Here is a 14,550-nt window from a genome sequence, read left to right on the forward strand (position 1 = left end):
GGTACTTGCAGGGTGGCGGTGACCAATTGCGAGTCCGGCGCGGACTGGGTCAGTACCTTGGCCTGTTGGCGCATCCACTCGGCCAATTGCGTCAGGCTTTGGCCAATGTTCGCCAGCACGTTGTGGTAAGGCGACCGGTTGCCGGCCTGGGATGATGGTGCGACAGAGCAGCGTTGGCTCAGCAGGGCCACCAGGGCCGCTTCCAAGGCCCAGGCCTCCGGTTCGGCATAGTCCCAGTCCGTTGCCAGGGTGACCAGCGGTTCCAGTACGGCGTCGTCACTGAGCAGGTAAATCAGGTCCAACAGGCTGTTGGAGACGGTGTCGATCCGAACCGTCCGTGTGGACAGTCCCAGGCTCGAGCCAAGATGTTGGCTTAACGTTCCAGGCTCTACCGTGCAACGATCCCGAAAGCCATCGACGAACCGGTTCGGTCGATGTGTTTGCCGTTCCCAGAGTTGGGCGGCGGTATCGAACAGGGTGGCGAAGGGATAGCCCGAGCTGAACAGCTCGGTGGGCATATCGGCCGGGTTACCCGGCGTCAGTACCCGGGTGTTGATCAGGTGCAGCGGTTGCAGCCGGTTGGGGATGTGCTGGGTGTCGCCGGTATCGTCCCGCGCTTCCGCCAGGGCTTGGCAATGGTCTTTCAACCGGTCCAGCTCGGTTTGCCACGCTTCCGTCGAGACCGGCGTGCCGACTGTGTAGGTGACCGTGCCCGCTTTACTCAGCGGTCGCTTGCGGGTATCGCCACCGATGAGGCGGCCTTCGAACGATTCGGTATCGGTCTCAATGGTGAACGGCGCGACCACGCCGGACCCATCCGGGTAGGTGAATCGCAGTTGGGCGTAGAACTCGGGTGCTACTTCGGGCTCCACGCCCGGAGTCCCTTCCGGCAACGGCGTGTCTTCAATCACCTCCGCCTTGGGCCGGTTCAGTTCCACCCGCGGCGCGGCCGGTTTGGGGCCGCCGATGCCTTCGCTGCGGTGAATGGCGTACACGATGCCGCGTTTGTGGTTGGAATGCCGGGTGAGGAACTCAAAACCGGTGTTGCCTTTCAGCAGATAAAAACGCCGGTGCGTGCGTTCCGGTTCGAACCGTTTGGCGTCATCCGGGTAGCGATAACTGGCGTGCCACACCAAGGGGTTCAGTGAAATGCCGTGTCGGCGCAAAAAGTTCTTGGCGTCGTCGGGGAGTTGGGCGATGTCCCTCTGGGTGCTCATGGGTATCCCTGGTCGTGTGTGTCCGTGTCCATGGCGTACGTCCTGGCTCGCCGAGGGGATAGATACCAGAGAAAGTTAAAGTGTTCATCTCTGAATAGGAAATATCGGTTGGTTTGTATCAAAAACGGGAGGTTGATCACATAAAGAATTACACAGTGTAATATGGGGTTTGGAAGGTAATTACTTTGAGTGATTGGTAGGCAGAATATCAGCTCTGACGTTCTGGTGAAACTGTTTACTTCGGATCTTCAGGAGTGGCAGTAAAGGCTATGATGTGTTCCTCTGTAACTGAAAACCTTCATGAATTGTCAATACCACAGCGAAGTTACGCCCGAACCGGAAAGCAGTTTTATTCTATGCGTCTCCGGAGCTCTATGACTACGATCTAGAGGTACTGACCTGGATGATCGTTTCATTCCACTTGGCCGTGAGTGGCGGACAACGCACAGGCGATCGAATACATGAGTATATGATGTTCCAATCCACGCGCCCGCGTGGGGCGCGACCCAGTTTATGACGATCAGCCAGGGCTTATCCTGGGAGTTTCTATCCACGCGCCCGCATGGGGCGCGACGAGGAATGCTCCAGGTCGACATACAATTTGTCGTAGTTTCTATCCACGCGCCCGCGTGGGGCGCGACCCATGGAAGCGGCTGGCATCCCGTTACTGGACGACACGTTTCTATCCACGCGCCCGCGTGGGGCGCGACACTTCAACCGTCGCGGCCAGGCCGGTACCACGCTGTTTCTATCCACGTGCCCGCGTGGGGCGCGACGACGAAGCCAATGCGAATCGAGCGATCCCAAAAGGTTTCTATCCACGCGCCCGCGTGGGGCGCGACTTCATCGATAACTTCAGCGTCCAATAGGCAAGGATGTTTCTATCCACGCGCCCGCGTGGGGCGCGACACTGGATCAATTCGGAGTATCTTATGCTGGTACAGTTTCTATCCACGCGCCCGCGTGGGGCGCGACGCCATGACGGTTCCGATCAGCCTGGAGCTGGGTGAGTTTCTATCCACGCGCCCGCGTGGGGCGCGACATTGGATCACTTCGGAGTATCTCATGTTAGTAAAGTTTCTATCCACGCGCCCGCGTGGGGCGCGACGAGCCAGGCCAGGCCACACAGGTTGATCAGGGAGTTTCTATCCACGCGCCCGCGTGGGGCGCGACCTGTGTCAGGGCCGTTCACCAGGTCGGTGAACTGCAGTTTCTATCCACGCGCCCGCGTGGGGCGCGACATGCTGTAGTGGTGCTGACCCCACACCGACGTGTTGTTTCTATCCACGCGCCCGCGTGGGGCGCGACCAGCGGCAAACGAGAACATCGCCACCAGGGATAGGAGTTTCTATCCACGCGCCCGCGTGGGGCGCGACCTGCAGTATTGGTTTTTGGGTATTACGCGGTGTGTGTTTCTATCCACGCGCCCGCGTGGGGCGCGACCACCTTAACCCTGTTTCTGTCGGCGCTGGTTGTACTGTTTCTATCCACGCGCCCGCGTGGGGCGCGACGCAGTTCCCCGAATTGCCCGGTAATCCATGGGATGTTTCTATCCACGCGCCCGCGTGGGGCGCGACTTTCCCGCCAATGCGAACCCGGCAGCCGTGATGCATGTTTCTATCCACGCGCCCGCGTGGGGCGCGACGGAGGCTTTCCTGGAGCGCCACATCGATCGGTACGTTTCTATCCACGCGCCCGCGTGGGGCGCGACGCGTACAAGGACCGGATCCACGGTGACCTCGAACGTTTCTATCCACGCGCCCGCGTGGGGCGCGACGCCGGTTAACGGTGAAGTGATTAATAACATGGCTAGGTTTCTATCCACGCGCCCGCGTGGGGCGCGACGGTGGTCATCATCGACGAAGCCGCCTTCCACGAGTTTCTATCCACGCGCCCGCGTGGGGCGCGACGTATAAATGCCGTTTAACCGTCCCTCACTGCCGGTTTCTATCCACGCGCCCGCGTGGGGCGCGACCGGGTGGTCCGGATCCGCCAGGTTGGCGTTTTCCAGTTTCTATCCACGCGCCCGCGTGGGGCGCGACGCGCAAAAGCGGCGCACGTTTCGGGCATGACAAGTTTCTATCCACGCGCCCGCGTGGGGCGCGACGCTGATCAGATAGGTCTGACCGTTGTCGCACTCGTTTCTATCCACGCGCCCGCGTGGGGCGCGACGTCAAGCACGTTTACGACATGCTGTGGGGTACAATGGTTTCTATCCACGCGCCCGCGTGGGGCGCGACCAGCTCTCTCTACGGCGTCTGACGGGGATACCATGTTTCTATCCACGCGCCCGCGTGGGGCGCGACACCTTAGACACTTCGGTGTCTTTGTTTTCTTTCATGTTTCTATCCACGCGCCCGCGTGGGGCGCGACTCCTCAACCGGGCGGATATGGATGGCGTTGATGTGTTTCTATCCATGCGCCCGCGTGGGGCGCGACGTTGGGACTGACTTTACCCTAGTCAAACTAGGTCTGTTTCTATCCACGCGCCCGCGTGGGGCGCGACAAACGGACACGTGTTACACCTAACAGTGGTCCACCTGTTTCTATCCACGCGCCCGCGTGGGGCGCGACCCAGTACGTACCTTTTCGCGTCTTCCAGTTTGCGGTTTCTATCCACGCGCCCGCGTGGGGCGCGACGTTGCTACTGGTGCCGCTTGTACGCCGGTAACAAAGTTTCTATCCACGCGCCCGCGTGGGGCGCGACGCGTCTGAGAAGGCTTGTTTCGTGTCGTAGGCCCTGTTTCTATCCACGCGCCCGCGTGGGGCGCGACCCGTCTACTGGAAGCGGACTCCGCGGGCCAAAATGTTTCTATCCACGCGCCCGCGTGGGGCGCGACAATCACGCCACGATAGAATAAATGCTGTGCATGTGTTTCTATCCACGCGCCCGCGTGGGGCGCGACATGCCGTCCCTGACCTGGGCATCGAGTTCCACCCGTTTCTATCCACGCGCCCGCGTGGGGCGCGACTCGCGGCGGTCGACAAGCCGACCCAAAAAACCGCCGTCGTTTCTATCCACGCGCCCGCGTGGGGCGCGACCAGCCACCCAGTCGGAAAACGTCATGGACGGGGTGTTTCTATCCACGCGCCCGCGTGGGGCGCGACATGGGCCGCTGTTGGCCGCGATGACCGTGCAAGAGTTTCTATCCACGCGCCCGCGTGGGGCGCGACATGCTGACCCAGGCATCCGAAGGCGCTGATAACATGTTTCTATCCACGCGCCCGCGTGGGGCGCGACAGGGGCGCTTGGTAATCAGCCACGCCGTCCAGCGGGTTTCTATCCACGCGCCCGCGTGGGGCGCGACGATCGTCATAACGGCCAATCCGCAGCGGCATGCCGTTTCTATCCACGCGCCCGCGTGGGGCGCGACTTCACGGACTTGGGTGGCTTGGCGTCGACCACTGTTTCTATCCACGCGCCCGCGTGGGGCGCGACGTCCAGTCGGCGATAGACCGCTTGCAGGTCTTCATGGGTTTCTATCCACGCGCCCGCGTGGGGCGCGACCACCCGGCGCCGGTCTTCCGGCGATAAGTGCTTGGTTTCTATCCACGCGCCCGCGTGGGGCGCGACATTGCTAAATGGAAGCCAATCGCCAGACCGCTCTGGTTTCTATCCACGCGCCCGCGTGGGGCGCGACGCCGATACGCGAACCGCCAGGGATCCAATCGCCATGTTTCTATCCACGCGCCCGCGTGGGGCGCGACCGAGCCAAGTATACAATCCAAATAGTGCCACAGTTTCTATCCACGCGCCCGCGTGGGGCGCGACCAGCGCGGGTCGCTGTTGTTGATGTGGTAGTCCACGTTTCTATCCACGCGCCCGCGTGGGGCGCGACCGCGGGTGTTCATAAGGAAGGCTCCAAAACTTTGTTTCTATCCACGCGCCCGCGTGGGGCGCGACATGGCGATCTTGCTCCAGGTCGACGGAGCCGCTTCGTTTCTATCCACGCGCCCGCGTGGGGCGCGACTCATGGGCGACCCCCGTTGTTCATCATGTAGTCGTGTTTCTATCCACGCGCCCGCGTGGGGCGCGACTTCGTCACTGAGACAGCGGAACTCAATGGCAGTGTTTCTATCCACGCGCCCGCGTGGGGCGCGACTTTACTGACAGGGTTCGTCAGGCGGCTGGTTTCAGTTTCTATCCACGCGCCCGCGTGGGGCGCGACGGATCAGTTTCGGGACGGGCAGGTCCAGGAAAATGTTTCTATCCACGCGCCCGCGTGGGGCGCGACTTCCAGCACGTCGAACTTCTGGTTCGACCTGGCGGGGTTTCTATCCACGCGCCCGCGTGGGGCGCGACGGCGGCGCCCAGGGCTTCGGGCTTCAGTTGGTTGTTTCTATCCACGCGCCCGCGTGGGGCGCGACCGCTCAAGTCTAGGTTGTTAAAGAGCAAAGGAAAATACGTCTGTTTGCGATAACCACGGAAATCCAAGTGCAATGGCCAAGAGTAATTAGGAGTGAATGAGAAGAATGTAGTAAAATCAGTTGGTTAGATATGCGCTAACAAACCAGCACTTTCATGAGAACTCCTGGTTAGCGCACGCATCAGACAATCAGCGGATCGGAAGTTGGATCACTAACAGGCTTACTACCATAGTGCTCGACACGCTGTCGACCTTTCTTACCCAGAAAATAAAATCGAAGACTGTCCTCATTAGAATCGTAAGTGCTTATCAGTTCTTCCTTCAAGACGGCAAATTGCGCAGGGTCGACATCGCACTCGAAGACCGAGTTCTGCACTCGCATGCCATAATCCAGGCAAATTTTCGCAATGGTTCTCAGTCGTCTCCTACCCTCGGATGTCGTTACGCTTACATCATAGGTAACCAGTACCAGCATATCATCTCACCAAGTAAGGAGTATAAAACTCTGTATCTCCGCGGAGGTGTCGGGCCAGAAGCAACGCCTGGCAGTGTGGCAGTAATCCAATCGGTACTTGCTCGTCAAGGTAAGGATGCACCACTTCTTCCTGCTTACGTTCCTGGTAGGCTGTCAGCACTTTCTTGCGTGGCTCTTCTTTCAGTCTTACAGCGCCCGATGCTTCTGTCACAAAGTCCTTCAACTGAATCTGCTTTCGGTTCACGAGAGTTAGCACAAAACGATCTGCCCAAGGTGCTCGGAACTCCTCAAGGAGATCCAGCGCAAGGCTGGTTCGGCCTGGCCTGTCCTTGTGCAGGAACCCGACATAGGGATCAAGACCGACCCCCTGCAGAGCTGAAACACACTCCTGAGTAATTAATGTATACACAAATGACAATAGTGCATTAACCGGATCCGTAGGTGGCCGCCTCACCCGGCCACTGAACGTATAACCGGTGCCTCGCAGCAATGTATCAAATACACCGAAATATGTCCTTGCGGCATCTCCCTCCATACCCATGGCCTCTTCAACGCTGTTGCTATTCCGAACTCGTCTTAGGTTAACGGCCAGATTGTCAATCGCTTTCCGAAGTTGCTCAGATTCGTTGTCACCGTGATTTCTCTTTTCACGCTGGAGAATGGATCTCGAATTGGCCACTTTCGCTGCTACGGACAGTCGGGCAATTTGAACAGACTTCGCAGGGTCGTCGGCCCAGCGATATTGCTCGCGGCGCAACAATACATTGCCATTTTCCGGTCCCTGTACACGAGCCAGAAACCGGCCATACTGGGTGTAGTAAGCAAGTCCGATGGCCCGTTCCGCACAATAACCCATCAGATATGGTGAAACTGAGACACGACCAAAGCACATAATCCCACCGAGTGAGAGAGCAGGAAACTGGCCCAGTTTTTCGTCGCCCTGCTTGATGACTATTGTCTCCCGATCCTTATGGAGGTAAGTCTCCTGGCGAGTGATAAATAGAGTATTCAGAAGTTTCTTCATTTTTCAAACAGCCGGGTAATATAGTTGCTGGAACGATCATCTCGAAACATCTGAGGCTGACAAATATCAGCCAGTGAACAGGCTCGGCAGCGCTTCCTGTGGCTGGTGGGTGGTGGCGTCCTGCCTTGCGACAATAGTACCCGTGCGTTTCTGACGATGTTCTTCGTTGCTTCACGCAACTCCAGGTCAATTTCAACGGCAACTCTCTGCCTGACCTCCCAGTACCAGATGGCACCTTCCTTTACCTGAACACTTCGCATCTCTTCGATACATAGTGCTTGAGCACACAACTGAATGCGATCCCAATCCTCTGTCTTCGGTTTACCTCTTTTATACTCGACCGGCGTATACTTAGGCGTCTTGCCCGACTTGATTTCCAGTAAGTCCAGCTTCCCAGTGAGCCCAAGCACATTGGACAATACACTTACACTTCTTTCAAACCGGGTATCGCCCCGCTGTTCAGGCTCGGCGGAATCTACTCGTTTATGGAGTATTCTGCCCTCTGCGGTGAAGCGGTTCTCTGACCATACCTGCTCCACGTGAATCAGCGCAAACTGCCTGGGACAGTAGGCATAATGTTGTAAAGCAGATATAGCCAGAAATTCGTCCATAAAGTACCTTTAAAGTTTTTCCTCGACACTGACGCCCTTGGGCACGGATTCGGAATCAATACTGACTTCGTAATCCGTGAAGCTGCGGGCTGGCGTGTCTTCTTCCCCCTCGACGCGTTTCACCTTGACCGCATCAAATAACAGATGTGCCGGTGCATTACCCATCGGGTTGTCATGCTTAAAGACAATCAACTTGCGAGCTGACATTTCCCCTCGGGCGGCCGATCGATCATGCTCAAACATGTTGATCAATGACCTCCACACCAGATCCAGGTCTTCCTCACTGAAGCCGGTCCGCTCCGCAAGTTTGGCAGAAATGAAACCATGGGCCCGATACAGGCCATAGGGGACAATATGCTTTCTGCCCATGGTTCGGTTATCACCACTCTGTTTTTCGGCCTCGGCCTCTGTCGTTACGGCCATTCGGGTGATAGATACTTCCAGCGGAACAACAGGGTCAATGGAGCTAGCAAAGGCTAGCTGAACTGGGCCACGGACCTGACCACTGTTAACTTTGGTGGTCATAACGGCACCGAATGTGCGCACGTCGAAAAAGTTCTTGCACATCCACTGAGTCAACTCTTTCGACTTTGCTTCTTCCTTGGGCAGCTTGTTGTCCACGGGCTCTATCGACAGTGCCTCATAAGCTTTCTTGTGCTGATTGTTGAGTACAGCCTTCTCCTGCATATAAATGCTGTAACCGGGGCTGTCCTCCTTCTCGAGGCTGACGTAGTTCCGAATCTTCCGCTTCAGACAAACGTCCGTTACCAGACCTTCATTGGTTTCAGGGTCTATGCGAGGCAGGTTACCGGCATCCGGGTCTCCATTTGGGTTGCCATTGGTCACGTCGAACAGAAAGACGAATTCGTATCGGTTGGATATAGGGTTCATTGGGCTTCTCCTTCCTCGGAATTACTTTGTTTGGTATAGCGGGCTTTCGACTGATGGTAGTAGCCAATAGCGAACTGCCCTTGGGCCTCTATTCTCAGGCTTTTCGGGAACTGTGCCGGTAGCCCATCCACGATTTCTTGAATATCCCTCTCCAGATTGACTGCCAGACCGGGCTTGTCTTTCCGCAACCGTGACAAATGATGCTGACTGTTTCGCAGCAGTACGGGGAATATCGAGGCCGGTGTTGCCGAGGCCGCTCCATAGTAGCGGTCGCGGATGGTCGCATTCACACTCTTTCCGAGTGCCGAGATTTGAATATTCTCCAGCACAGAGAACAATCGCCCCAGCCGATAACCGGGACTCGTATTGTTGATATCTAGACTCACAGGCACCTCCTCTTTGATTCCTTTGACGTCAAGCCGGCGGTCCCGGCTCAGGACAGCTTTACAGAGTGCAACCCGCAGATCGGTAATATGACCATCCGCTCGAAGTCGCATGACAATGTTGGTTAACAGACTTCTTGGATACCGGCGGCCGGTCAGAATGCTGCGTGTCATTTCTCCGGCAAGTTGAGGCTGGATATCGTCTGCCTTCGGATTGCCGGTTTTGGGTCTTGGCGCGGTTTCAAGTAGAAGTCGCCAGACACCGGGCTCATGTTTCCATGGCCGTGGCTCCAGAATCAAATCTTCATAGTGGCGCGTCAGCCGCTCTGCAAACAGACTCAGAGTGCCGACTTCCCAGAAGCGAACAGAGAGTCTGGAAGCGTTAGGTGCCAGGCCCAGAACATAGATGAATGTATCGTCATCCAAGTCAACTCCCAAATCCCTAAGTGGCTTCCCTTGGGCAATATTGTTCATGACACTCCTGAGCTTGTCCGTTTCCGAATCATCATCCGGTCTTGGATCCAGAAATGCTGCCAATGTGTTTTCAGCTGCTTCCGCCTTTGCAGGATTGTCGGCTTCTGCCCAAAACACCGTTGTGGCGTCTCCAATCTGCAGTTTCTGACGGTTGCTTGGGTCGCCGCTAAGCAGGTAATTCAGGACCGTGGTATAAGAGAATGCAGCCTTTTCGGAGACAGGCGAGTTCTCACCCTGTGACTTGCCATAGGAAGTAAAGGCACTCAGGTTGAACGAAACTATAGAAGCTCCTGAACTCTGCGCATCTCGCACCCCTTTTATCTTTGGGTGGAGTTTGGACAGCGGTGCGTTTTCCCCGGTCACAAGGCAAATACCAGGCTGTGCAGACTCGTTTTCAAGCAGCTTCGACCGGATTGTTCGTGCTTCTTCACTTTCATGAATAAAGGCCTGTTCAGCGTCCAGCCTGAACACCAGGTTGCTGGTCAGAACCTCATCCACCAGTTTAGGGTACTCATCCCTTTTCTCAGGTGACCACTTGTTAAAAAACGCTAGCAATGCCAACAAACCATCATCATTCGTGTTTCTGAGAACATCCTTGTGATAGGCCTTGAACGCTTCATGTTCTTCAAGGATTCTTGCCTCACGCTTTTCTTTCTTTTTCTGTGTAGTTTCCTGATTGTCACCAAGACCCAGCACATAACTGGACTTGTCCCACAAGAAAAACGGCTTCACACCGACTGTCCTGATTTCAGGTTGTGGAACGCTCATAGATCTAGGTCTCGGTTTCTTGGATGAGGTATCTCTCAGGTCCATGACATCCACCAAATCTCCGGATGGACTAATTACCAGCGCATAGCTTATTTTCTCGTAGCTGTACCCTATCGGGGCAATATCGGTATCCGGTTGCGCAAGCAGTCGATCATAGTAGCGATCCAGCGCTGTCAGAATCATGCACGAACCTCCTCTGATTGCAGGGGCGGTACTTGAACTGTGCCATCTTGCATCCGGGCCCTGAAGAAATGGGGGGTTACCTCATTGGCAAAGTCGAAGTCATGAAGCATATACCCCAGGTCCTTTTGGCCCACCAGTGAATCATCGACTGCCAATGGGGGTTCGCCATCTTCTATCAACCGAAAATAGGCAGGAAACTCTCGCACACCAAGACAAGGTGCATGGTAATACTGACCTTTTCTGGCACGGCGACTAAAAATGTCCAAATGCTTGCCTTCGGTGTCATCGCTGCCGGCCTTGGGAGTTATCTCGAAATGGGCTTCGATTACATAAGCGACATCTCTTAGAACGGTTGCTGCTCGTTGCTGTCTGTCATCCTCGACAACGTTGTGCAAACCTTCGGTGGTCCCTTTTTTCATGGCGCTGCCAATGGTTCCGGCAGAAGCCTTTGAGCCAACTTCGTTGCGTCTGATCGACTCGAATCGAATCGGCTTAAGAACCGTAATTCGGTCAATAACCCAGCGTATGGCTGGTTTCCAGTGTATAGCTTCCAGGATGCCCCGTGCTGCCGACGGAGTAATAACGTCATAGCTGACACGCTCCACCTTCATCTCCGGTCGCGTAAAGCAGGCTCGCTCGCCCCAGACTAGCAATTTCACTCCGTACGCCATATTACCTCCTGATTTATCCACTCCCCCGATGCTCGGGTCGACATTTCTTGTTCAAAAAACTGATGTATCGGCCCTGATGAATGCAGGTTCATCCCAATTTAGACCATAGTGGTCGCTGTAAACGTCTGTATTGACCAATTCCATGAACTGCTCACCAAATCGTTCCTCGGCTACCGGCTGAATCGCCCCAGCACTTTCAAGTGATTTGTAGCCCTGCGCGGGTATCTGGACTAGATAAGGCTGTAGCTGTCGAGCAATACCGCCAACCTTGTCTGCAAACGCCAAGTCCCTCAGTGCCCTCCTGGCTGAGTCATCAAAAGGAATGATGATGGGAATCATGGTGCTTTCGATCATCCGGAACTTCTCGGCCATCCATTCATATGGAATATTGTCTATCTGCCCATTCTTTACCCTTTCTAGCAGTTGATGCCGGTCTAAGTCACTGTCTCCCTTTTGCCAATAGAGCTCTCGGAAGTAGGCGTTGATCGCCTCCAGAGACATCGGGTCATCAGGAAACTGCCGAAAGATGGATCTTGCGGCTTGGGCATATTGAGCCAATTCAGTAGGAGTGGGCCATTCGTCAGCCACTGAAAAAACCAGCACTTCGCTATCAGAAGCCGCTCTCTTGCCTTCGCGGTTACACCGGCCGGCGGCCTGGGCAATCGAGTCCAGTCCGGTTTCTGCCCGAAGTACGGTTGGGAAATCCACATCGACACCCGCCTCAATCAGTGAGGTTGATATCAGGCGGCAAGGCCTGCCGGCTTTCAGTTCTTTACGAACCTTCGCCAGCACCATGCTACGATGCTTAGCACACATCAGAGTCGTCAGGTGATAAGCGCCAGGCTCACCCGAAATGCGCTCGTATAGCGCTCGAGCGTGACGCCTATTGTTGACGATACACAGTGCCTGCTCGCGCCGCTGCATTGCCTCGGAAAGATTATCATCCGACAACGGACCAACATGCCTCAGCTGAACTCGCTTTAGGGCGCCATAAAGGTAGAGTGGGTCAGGAGCGAGTTCTCTGACATCAGAGAGCCCACCCTTGAACTCATCCTGCGCTTTGAGTGCCGGTTGAGTTGCTGTACAAAGTACAACCGAACTCCGATAGTTCAGTGCCAGTTCATCCATGGCGGCAACGCATGGACGCAGCAACGGCAGCGGTAACGTCTGGGCTTCATCCAAAATAACTACGCTGTTGGCGATGTTATGCAACTTCCTGCATTTGGAGGGTCGGTCAGCAAACAGGCTTTCAAAGAATTGCACGGCCGTTGTCACGATAATGGGGGCTTCCCAGTTCTCCATCGCCAACCTGAGTTTGGCGATGGATTCCGGGTTCTCTGACGGATTCTCCTGATAGGTGCTGTGGTGTTCCAATACCGCAGCCTCGCCCAGTGGGCCCAGTGCTTTTCTAAATACCGCAGCGTTCTGCTCCACTATGCTGGTGAATGGGATCACGTAGATGACCCGACGCTGGCCATGGCGGATGGCATGATCCAGCGCGAAAGATAGAGAAGTCAGCGTTTTTCCGCCTCCCGTTGGAACGGTCAGGGAAAACAGACCCGGCTCGAGAGCTGCCTTTTCCTGACCGTGCGCCAGAATGCGCGCGCGTAACTTATTCACGTCCGTATCGGCTTTGAACGTGCTCAGAGTCTTGTTCAGTTCATTTCGAAGTGATTCAAGTGAAGGAAAGCCCGTTCTGTCTTTTACCTCACCTTCGACCTGAGAATAAAAATACTCCGTATCCCTAAAGTCTGCATCGACCAAGCTCGAAAATAACATCCTGCCAAGCATTGACAGCTGAAAATGCTCCCGGCCTTCTCTGGGCTTGAAACATGGTGGGAGATTCAGTTTTTCGCTGAGTGCGATTTCTTGTTTCCAGTATGGATCAAGTGGCGGCAGGTCATAATCTTTCAGGCGCACCTGCAACGGCGTTCTAGCACCGCTGTCCCGCCCATTGGCAAGGCCTGCATGATGACCAGCAATGCCATAGGCAATCAACTTGCCCAGTTGGCCGTAACGTTCAGTGACGATCTGTGCACCCCGTGTCGAGTGGTCGACGCGCACACTGTCACCGTAAAGCCTCCTCTGGAATGGTTGTGTGTACTTACCAACATCGTGAAGCCGCCCGGCAACCTCCGCCAAATCTGATGCACCAAAGTGCTTAGCGAACTCTGCCGCCAGGTGTCCGCTCGCCAACAGATGCGCTGACAAAAGATGCCAATCGCACTGATCGGTACTACCGGTAGAGTGCGCATAAAACACCGGTTTTTGTATCGCGTGCACCTTGGATTTCCTCTTAGTTCTGTCCTGACTATGTCTGGCCACTTTATCGCCCAACCTCCGACACACAACACTGTCCATAACCACAGGTCAACTAAGCTGACAGGTTTACCGCCGGTCGGCTACATTAGCCGTCGAACAACCACGGCTTTATGTCATCCCGGTTGACCAGTATCAATTGTTGGGCCAGGGGCGAGGCGTCGATCATCTTGGTGTTCACCTGCATTTCCTGGAGGACGTAATGCACCAGGGCGGCGCGAGTGGTGACGGCCAGTTGCCCGTTCTCCATCTGGTAGTCCTGTTCGATAACGGCGCGTTTGTCAGCCGGTAAGCGTGAATCCGCTTCGAATTGCAAGGTGACCCGGGTATTCCAGGCCTGATCGTCTTCGATGCCGTGAGGCGATGTATCCAGCAGTTCGGGCTCACCCCGGAAGCGACTGAGTACGAAATCCCGATACTCCTGGGATTTTTCGCACCAGGCGCGCAAGTGCCAGCGCAGGCCGGTGTTGACGAAAGTATGAGGGACGATGATGCGGCCTTCACGGTCGGGGTTGGTGAGGGAGACGTAATCCACTTCCAGCCGGCGTCTTTCCCGGAGCGCTTGGGTCATGGGTCTCAATACAGTGGGGGCGACGTTTCGGCGGGGCGGGTCGAGTGTGGCGAAACCGGAGTTCAGTGCGGTGGGGTGTCGGTGTTCACTCACCCAATTGAAATATTCGGCGACATCGCCACTGATCAATGACAGCGTCATTTGGTCAGTGGGTCGGTAAGCTTTGGCGCTTCGACTGTAGACCAAGTTGCCTGGATATTCCTCTTGGTACTGACCCAGCAATTTACTGGCGTGCTGGCGCGATATGGCGAATTCACGGGTCAGCAAGGTAGTGTTGATCCGCCCTTCCCACCAGGCGTGCAGTTCGATGAACCAATATCGGATCCAAGTATCCGTGGCCATAAAGTAGGGCTCCATAGGCAAAAGAGATGCGCCCAATGAACCCTAACACAGTTTTATAAGCATGAGGGAGGCGGTCAAATGTGTCCGCTCGTCACTTCGGGGCACAGCAGCACGTTCGAAAATCTGAGCTGAATCGACAAGGTGGTTCGAAACATGATTAGCCGTCTTGATCAGCCGATTTCTGAGAATGAATTGGCCGCCGTGGGCGCGGAACAGGGATGCAGGGTCGAGAGTCTGATGATGTCAGCGTTGGT

9 protein-coding genes and 1 CRISPR repeat array are annotated in these 14,550 nt (G+C 55.7%); all 9 genes read right to left on the reverse strand.

The window, feature by feature from the left end:
• A partial coding sequence (locus IE111_RS12435) for a hypothetical protein (RefSeq protein WP_189609111.1) occupies positions 1-1,217 on the reverse strand: 1,217 nt, incomplete at its 3' end.
• Between the two features lie 474 nt (positions 1,218-1,691).
• A CRISPR array of direct repeats spans positions 1,692-5,585; the repeat unit is 32 nt; unit sequence GTTTCTATCCACGCGCCCGCGTGGGGCGCGAC.
• 180 nt (positions 5,586-5,765) lie between these two features.
• Positions 5,766-6,059, reverse strand: a complete 294-nt coding sequence (gene cas2 / locus IE111_RS12440) for a CRISPR-associated endonuclease Cas2 (RefSeq protein ID WP_189609120.1) — start codon at positions 6,057-6,059, stop codon at positions 5,766-5,768.
• Between the two features lies 1 nt (position 6,060).
• Positions 6,061-7,083, reverse strand: coding sequence for a type I-C CRISPR-associated endonuclease Cas1c (gene cas1c, locus IE111_RS12445; protein ID WP_189609122.1), 1,023 nt, complete (start codon positions 7,081-7,083; stop codon positions 6,061-6,063).
• On the reverse strand, positions 7,080-7,694 hold the full coding sequence (gene cas4, locus IE111_RS12450; RefSeq protein WP_189609123.1) for a CRISPR-associated protein Cas4: 615 nt from the start codon (positions 7,692-7,694) through the stop codon (positions 7,080-7,082). The genes cas1c and cas4 overlap by 4 nt, the downstream gene beginning before the upstream one ends.
• A gap of 9 nt (positions 7,695-7,703) precedes the next feature.
• Complete coding sequence (gene cas7c, locus IE111_RS12455; RefSeq protein WP_189609125.1) at positions 7,704-8,585, reverse strand: type I-C CRISPR-associated protein Cas7/Csd2; 882 nt, start codon at positions 8,583-8,585, stop codon at positions 7,704-7,706.
• Complete coding sequence (cas8c, locus tag IE111_RS12460; protein WP_189609127.1) at positions 8,582-10,393, reverse strand: type I-C CRISPR-associated protein Cas8c/Csd1; 1,812 nt, start codon at positions 10,391-10,393, stop codon at positions 8,582-8,584. Before cas8c ends, cas7c begins: the two co-directional genes overlap by 4 nt.
• Positions 10,390-11,064 (reverse strand): type I-C CRISPR-associated protein Cas5c, encoded by a 675-nt coding sequence (cas5c, locus tag IE111_RS12465; RefSeq protein WP_189609129.1) that lies wholly within the window; start codon positions 11,062-11,064, stop codon positions 10,390-10,392. The genes cas8c and cas5c overlap by 4 nt, the downstream gene beginning before the upstream one ends.
• A 51-nt stretch (positions 11,065-11,115) precedes the next feature.
• A complete protein-coding gene (locus IE111_RS12470; RefSeq protein ID WP_229805343.1) occupies positions 11,116-13,347 on the reverse strand; it encodes a CRISPR-associated endonuclease Cas3'' in 2,232 nt (743 codons plus the stop codon).
• Between the two features lie 124 nt (positions 13,348-13,471).
• Positions 13,472-14,296: a helix-turn-helix transcriptional regulator gene (locus IE111_RS12475; RefSeq protein ID WP_189609134.1), complete on the reverse strand. Its 825-nt coding sequence runs from the start codon at positions 14,294-14,296 to the stop codon at positions 13,472-13,474.
• Positions 14,297-14,550: the final 254 nt, after the last annotated feature.

The sequence above is a fragment of the Saccharospirillum salsuginis genome, from assembly GCF_014651855.1.
In the GTDB taxonomy this organism is placed as follows: Bacteria; Pseudomonadota; Gammaproteobacteria; order Pseudomonadales; family Natronospirillaceae; genus Saccharospirillum; species Saccharospirillum salsuginis.

Excerpts from the sequence above, each read along its gene's own strand:
- cas7c (WP_189609125.1), bottom strand. The coding sequence starts at position 8,585 with ATGAACCCTATATCCAACCGATACGAATTCGTCTTTCTGTTCGACGTG.
- cas8c (WP_189609127.1), bottom strand. The coding sequence starts at position 10,393 with ATGATTCTGACAGCGCTGGATCGCTACTATGATCGACTGCTTGCGCAA.
- cas5c (WP_189609129.1), bottom strand. The coding sequence starts at position 11,064 with ATGGCGTACGGAGTGAAATTGCTAGTCTGGGGCGAGCGAGCCTGCTTT.
- cas4 (WP_189609123.1), bottom strand. The coding sequence starts at position 7,694 with ATGGACGAATTTCTGGCTATATCTGCTTTACAACATTATGCCTACTGT.
- cas1c (WP_189609122.1), bottom strand. The coding sequence starts at position 7,083 with ATGAAGAAACTTCTGAATACTCTATTTATCACTCGCCAGGAGACTTAC.
- cas2 (WP_189609120.1), bottom strand. The coding sequence starts at position 6,059 with ATGCTGGTACTGGTTACCTATGATGTAAGCGTAACGACATCCGAGGGT.
- IE111_RS12475 (WP_189609134.1), bottom strand. The coding sequence starts at position 14,296 with ATGGCCACGGATACTTGGATCCGATATTGGTTCATCGAACTGCACGCC.